This is a genomic window from Streptomyces sp. NPDC052107 (genome assembly GCF_040680215.1).
In the GTDB taxonomy this organism is placed as follows: Bacteria; Actinomycetota; Actinomycetes; order Streptomycetales; family Streptomycetaceae; genus Streptomyces.
In genome coordinates this window covers 1,458-4,656 of the sequence record NZ_JBFAWG010000206.1, presented here as the reverse complement: position 1 = coordinate 4,656, position 3,199 = coordinate 1,458, and the positions used below count along the sequence as shown (strand labels likewise).

At 57.5% G+C, this 3,199-nt stretch carries 1 rRNA gene; it reads right to left on the bottom strand.

What is annotated here, in order from left to right:
- Positions 1–22 precede the first annotated feature (22 nt).
- Positions 23–3,139, bottom strand: a 23S ribosomal RNA gene (locus AB0M27_RS46840).
- Between the last annotated feature and the right edge of the window lie 60 nt (positions 3,140–3,199).

The window sequence follows — 3,199 nt, the reverse complement described above, 5'->3', positions numbered from 1 at the left end:
AACACAGTGGACGCGAGCAACTGAGGACAAGCCCTCGGCCTATTAGTACCGGTCACCTCCACCAGTTACCTGGCTTCCAGATCCGGCCTATCAACCCAGTCGTCTACTGGGAGCCTTACCCCATCAAGTGGGTGGGAGTCCTCATCTCGAAGCAGGCTTCCCGCTTAGATGCTTTCAGCGGTTATCCCTCCCGAACGTAGCCAACCAGCCATGCCCTTGGCAGAACAACTGGCACACCAGAGGTTCGTCCGTCCCGGTCCTCTCGTACTAGGGACAGCCCTTCTCAAGACTCCTACGCGCACAGCGGATAGGGACCGAACTGTCTCACGACGTTCTAAACCCAGCTCGCGTACCGCTTTAATGGGCGAACAGCCCAACCCTTGGGACCGACTCCAGCCCCAGGATGCGACGAGCCGACATCGAGGTGCCAAACCATCCCGTCGATATGGACTCTTGGGGAAGATCAGCCTGTTATCCCCGGGGTACCTTTTATCCGTTGAGCGACGGCGCTTCCACAAGCCACCGCCGGATCACTAGTCCCGACTTTCGTCCCTGCTCGACCCGTCGGTCTCACAGTCAAGCTCCCTTGTGCACTTACACTCAACACCTGATTGCCAACCAGGCTGAGGGAACCTTTGGGCGCCTCCGTTACCCTTTAGGAGGCAACCGCCCCAGTTAAACTACCCATCAGACACTGTCCCTGATCCGGATCACGGACCCAGGTTAGACATCCAGCACGACCAGACTGGTATTTCAACGACGACTCCACACACACTGGCGTGCATGCTTCACAGTCTCCCAGCTATCCTACACAAGCCGAACCGAACACCAATATCAAACTGTAGTAAAGGTCCCGGGGTCTTTCCGTCCTGCTGCGCGAAACGAGCATCTTTACTCGTAGTGCAATTTCACCGGGCCTATGGTTGAGACAGTCGAGAAGTCGTTACGCCATTCGTGCAGGTCGGAACTTACCCGACAAGGAATTTCGCTACCTTAGGATGGTTATAGTTACCACCGCCGTTTACTGGCGCTTAAGTTCTCAGCTTCGCCCCACCGAAATGGAGCTAACCGGTCCCCTTAACGTTCCAGCACCGGGCAGGCGTCAGTCCGTATACATCGCCTTACGGCTTCGCACGGACCTGTGTTTTTAGTAAACAGTCGCTTCTCGCTGGTCTCTGCGGCCACCCCCAGCTCAGAGCGCGAAGCTCATCACCAGGACTGGCCCCCCTTCTCCCGAAGTTACGGGGGCATTTTGCCGAGTTCCTTAACCATAGTTCACCCGAACGCCTCGGTATTCTCTACCTGACCACCTGAGTCGGTTTAGGGTACGGGCCGCCATGAAACTCGCTAGAGGCTTTTCTCGACAGCATAGGATCATCCACTTCACCACAATCGGCTCGGCATCAGGTCTCAGACTCATACGAGGCGGATTTGCCTACCCCGCGTCCTACACCCTTACCCCGGGACAACCACCGCCCGGGATGGACTACCTTCCTGCGTCACCCCATCACTCACCTACTACCAGCTTGGTCCGGCGGCTCCACCACTCCGGATCACCCCGAAGGGATCACCGGCGGCTTCACGGCCTTAGCATCACTGGATTCGATGTTTGACGCTTCACAGCGGGTACCGGAATATCAACCGGTTATCCATCGACTACGCCTGTCGGCCTCGCCTTAGGTCCCGACTTACCCTGGGCAGATCAGCTTGACCCAGGAACCCTTAGTCAATCGGCGCACACGTTTCTCACGTGTGAATCGCTACTCATGCCTGCATTCTCACTCGTCAACCGTCCACGACTACCTTCCAGTGCCGCTTCACCCGGCAGACGACGCTCCCCTACCCATCACAGCACCCGTTGGGGCTATACGCTGCAATGACACGACTTCGGCGGTACGCTTGAGCCCCGCTACATTGTCGGCGCGGAATCACTAGACCAGTGAGCTATTACGCACTCTTTCAAGGGTGGCTGCTTCTAAGCCAACCTCCTGGTTGTCTGTGCGACTCCACATCCTTTCCCACTTAGCGTACGCTTAGGGGCCTTAGTCGATGCTCTGGGCTGTTTCCCTCTCGACCATGGAGCTTATCCCCCACAGTCTCACTGCCGCGCTCTCACTTACCGGCATTCGGAGTTTGGCTAAGGTCAGTAACCCGGTAGGGCCCATCGCCTATCCAGTGCTCTACCTCCGGCAAGAAACACACGACGCTGCACCTAAATGCATTTCGGGGAGAACCAGCTATCACGGAGTTTGATTGGCCTTTCACCCCTAACCACAGGTCATCCCCCAGGTTTTCAACCCTGGTGGGTTCGGTCCTCCACGAAGTCTTACCTCCGCTTCAACCTGCCCATGGCTAGATCACTCCGCTTCGGGTCTTGAGCGTGCTACTGAACCGCCCTATTCGGACTCGCTTTCGCTACGGCTTCCCCACCCGGGTTAACCTCGCAACACACCGCAAACTCGCAGGCTCATTCTTCAAAAGGCACGCAGTCACGAGGAACCGAAGTCCCCGACGCTCCCACGGCTTGTAGGCACACGGTTTCAGGTACTATTTCACTCCCCTCCCGGGGTACTTTTCACCATTCCCTCACGGTACTATCCGCTATCGGTCACCAGGGAATATTTAGGCTTAGCGGGTGGTCCCGCCAGATTCACACGGGATTTCTCGGGCCCCGTGCTACTTGGGTGTCTCTCAAACGAGCCGCTGACGTTTCGACTACGGGGGTCTTACCCTCTACGCCGGACCTTTCGCATGTCCTTCGCCTACATCAACGGTTTCTGACTCGTCCCACGGCCGGCAGACCGTGGAAGAGAGATCCCACAACCCCGCATACGCAACCCCTGCCGGGTCTCACACGCATACGGTTTGGCCTCATCCGGTTTCGCTCGCCACTACTCCCGGAATCACGGTTGTTTTCTCTTCCTGCGGGTACTGAGATGTTTCACTTCCCCGCGTTCCCTCCACACTGCCTATGTGTTCAGCAGCGGGTGACAGCCCATGACGACTGCCGGGTTTCCCCATTCGGAAACCCCCGGATCAAAGCCTGGTTGACGACTCCCCGGGGACTATCGTGGCCTCCCACGTCCTTCATCGGTTCCTGGTGCCAAGGCATCCACCGTGCGCCCTTAAAAACTTGGCCACAGATGCTCGCGTCCACTGTGCAGTTCTCAAACAACGACCAGCCACCCATCACCCCACC